Raw genomic sequence first — 2,824 nt, forward strand, 5'->3', positions numbered from 1 at the left:
CGCCCAGCTGCGCGCCATGATGCCCTGGATCGCCAAGAACAAGCTGGTCGACCAGAGCCGCAACTGATCTTTCCATGCGCGCCCGGGGCATGTGGGCGCAGCCCCTGCCGCGCCTGATCTCCGGCCGTTTCGCGTCACCTGAACTTGGGCAGATTGAACTGCGGCGGCACCCCCATGCGGGTGTTGATGATCCACTGCTGCGCAATCGACAGGATGTTGTTCGTCAACCAGTACAGCACCAGGCCGGCCGGAAAGAAGAAGAACATCACGCTGAAGATCAGCGGCATGAACCACATCATCTTGGCCTGCATCGGGTCGGGCGGCGCGGGGTTGAGGGCGGTCTGCAGCAGCGAGCTGGCCGTCATCAGCAGCGGCAGGATGAAGAACGGGTCGGGGGTGGACAGGTCGCTGATCCAGCCGATCCAGGGCGCGTTGCGCATCTCCACGCTGGACAACAGCACCCAGTAGAGCGCAATGAACACGGGGATCTGGAGCACGATGGGCAAGCACCCGCCCATGGGGTTGGCCTTTTCCTCGCGGTAGATGCGCATCATCTCCTGCTGCATCTGCTGCGGCTTGTCCTTCAGGCGCTCCCGCATTTCCGTGATCCTGGGATTGAGCGCCTTCATCTTCGCCATGCTGGCGTAGGCCTTGGCGTTGAGCCAGTAGAACGCGACCTTGAGCAGCAGCACCAGGCCAACGATGGACCAGCCCCAGTTGTTCAGCATCTTGTGCAGTTGGTCCAGCAGCCAGTACAGCGGCTTGGCCAGGATGGTGAGCCAGCCGTAGTCCTTGACCAGTTCCAGGCCGGGAGACAGCTTTTCGAGCATGGTTTCGACCTGCGGGCCGGCAAACAGGCGCGCGTCCACCGCCCGGCTCGCACCGGGCGCGATGCTGCCCAGCGGCGTGAGCATGCCCACGGAGTACAGGTTGCTGTCAACCTTGCGCGTGAACGGCTCGCGCTGCACGCCGTCGGCCAGCAACCATGCCGTGGCAAAGTAATGCTGCGCGATGGCGACGTAGCCGTCGGACGCGCTCTTGGGAATATCGACCTTGCCGTTTTCTATGTCCTTGAACTCGATCTTCTGGTACTTCTTGGCTTCGGTGTAGACCGCCGGGCCGGTGAAGGTGGAATAGAACGACGACTCTCCAGGCGGTTTGTTGCCGTCGCGCACCAATTGCAGGTAGAGCTGCGGCGACACGGCGACGCTGCCGGTGTTGAGCACCTCGTGCCGGACGGCGATGTCGTAAGCGCCGCGCCGCAGGGTCCAGGTTTTCACCAGCTTGACGCCGTTGTGGATCGGCGACTCGAAGCGGACGCTGATTTCATCCTCTCCCTCCTCGAGCACACGCGGGCCGGGAACGACCGTCATCACCGTCTTGTGCGTGGGGAAGGAGCCGCCAACGAGCCCCGTCTGCGCGACGTAGACACGCTGCGGGCTTGCGTCGAGCAACCGGAAGTTGCGCGTCTTGTCGGCCATGTCAACGTGCTTGAGCAGTTCGGCCTGGACGAGCGAGCCGCCTTCGCTGTCAAAGACCAGGCGGTACAGGTCGGTCCTGACCTCCACGCGTTCGCGCACGGCGGGCGCGGCGGGCTGATCCGGCACCGCGCCCGGCACCGCGGTGGCAACGGCTGCGCTGGACACCGGAACGCTGGCCGCCCCCGTGGCGCCGGCGGACGCGGCGCCCGTGGCGGGTGGGGGCGCGGTCACCGCAGAGGGAACGGGGAAGAAAGTGGCCTTGTGGCCGTTGTGCAACTGCCATCTGTCCCACAGCAGAACCATGGAAAAGCCAAAAATCACCCACAGGATGGTGTGGCGAATGTCGTTCATGAAGACTTCTTTGCTGAGGATGGTTGAATTCGGGAGGAACCAAGCCGCGAGAAAAGCCGCTTGCCGCGCGGCAATGGCTGCGGCGGGACCGGATCATGGCCCCCGTCGCACCAGGGGTGGCAGCGTAGCAGCCTGCGCAGCGCCAGATGGCTGCCGGCAGCCGCGCCGTGCTGCGCGAGCGCCTGCTGCGCGTAGGCCGAACAGGTCGGCTCGAACCGGCAGGCCGAGCCCAGCCAGGGGCTGAGAAAGCACCGATAGCCCTTGACCAGACCGATGAGCAGGCGCTGCATCATGGCGCGCCAGCCCCGGCAGGCGCGGTCGGGACGGGAACTACGCCGGCGACAGCACGGGAGCGCCGCGCCGCATGGCCGAACAGTTGCAGCAACTCCGTGCGCAGCGCCTGCTGGAGCGGCTCGGACGTGGCGCTGGGAAACTGCTTGCGATCCACGGCGCTGCGCAGCCGGACTACATGGACGACCCCATGCGCTACGGGCTGACTTCCATGCGCCGCCAACGCGAGCCGCGTTTCAAACAGCGCAGCCACGGTGTAGATCTGCCGTTTGATTGCATTGCGTGTCACGGCGCGACGCGCCCAGCGCTTGGGCAGCACGGCCCCGAGCCAGACGCCCTGCGCGGCAAACAGGGCGGCCCCCGGCGCCGACGGGCGGGGGCCTGACCCTGTGGACACCGCACCGGCTTGGCTGACAGCGGCGACGTCGTCGAGCAGCAGACGGTGCAGCGCGAAATGCGCCGTGCGGGAGACGATGCTCCCGCCCGCCATGGCAGCCTGGAACTGCGCGCGGGTTTTCAGCCGTTGCATGCAAGCGCCCCGTTGGGAGCCTAGTGTTCTGCCCCGCGAATAGCGGCACAAAATGAAACGGATGCATTTCGCGTCAGGGCAAGGCGCAAATCCTCGCGATACCCGTAGGTATCGCGGGGATTTGCAACGCCGCCATGGCGCGAAAGGCGCAGTTTCATGTGCCGCTATTCGC

Annotated in this window: 3 protein-coding genes; all 3 read right to left on the reverse strand. The window is 65.6% G+C overall.

Going from position 1 to position 2,824, the window contains the following annotated elements; all coding sequences use genetic code 11:
• Window positions 1-134: 134 nt before the first annotated feature.
• The 3 genes from yidC to VTU_RS0120725 are packed head-to-tail and all read right to left on the reverse strand — an operon-like array spanning window position 135 to window position 2,652.
• Window positions 135-1,832: a membrane protein insertase YidC gene (gene yidC, locus VTU_RS0120715; protein ID WP_010108205.1), complete on the reverse strand. Its 1,698-nt coding sequence runs from the start codon at window positions 1,830-1,832 to the stop codon at window positions 135-137.
• On the reverse strand, window positions 1,829-2,125 hold the full coding sequence (gene yidD / locus VTU_RS0120720; RefSeq protein WP_029554623.1) for a membrane protein insertion efficiency factor YidD: 297 nt from the start codon (window positions 2,123-2,125) through the stop codon (window positions 1,829-1,831). The genes yidC and yidD overlap by 4 nt, the downstream gene beginning before the upstream one ends.
• A complete protein-coding gene (locus tag VTU_RS0120725; RefSeq protein ID WP_010108209.1) occupies window positions 2,122-2,652 on the reverse strand; it encodes a ribonuclease P protein component in 531 nt (176 codons plus the stop codon). The genes yidD and VTU_RS0120725 overlap by 4 nt, the downstream gene beginning before the upstream one ends.
• Window positions 2,653-2,824 lie beyond the last annotated feature (172 nt).

It is taken from the genome of Verminephrobacter aporrectodeae subsp. tuberculatae At4 (assembly GCF_000193225.1).
Lineage (GTDB): Bacteria > Pseudomonadota > Gammaproteobacteria > Burkholderiales > Burkholderiaceae_C > Acidovorax > Acidovorax aporrectodeae.

What these genes read in the sequence shown, in the direction of transcription:
- yidC (WP_010108205.1), bottom strand. Translation starts at nt 1,832, where the DNA reads ATGAACGACATTCGCCACACCATCCTGTGGGTGATTTTTGGCTTTTCC.
- yidD (WP_029554623.1), bottom strand. Translation starts at nt 2,125, where the DNA reads ATGATGCAGCGCCTGCTCATCGGTCTGGTCAAGGGCTATCGGTGCTTT.
- VTU_RS0120725 (WP_010108209.1), bottom strand. Translation starts at nt 2,652, where the DNA reads ATGCAACGGCTGAAAACCCGCGCGCAGTTCCAGGCTGCCATGGCGGGC.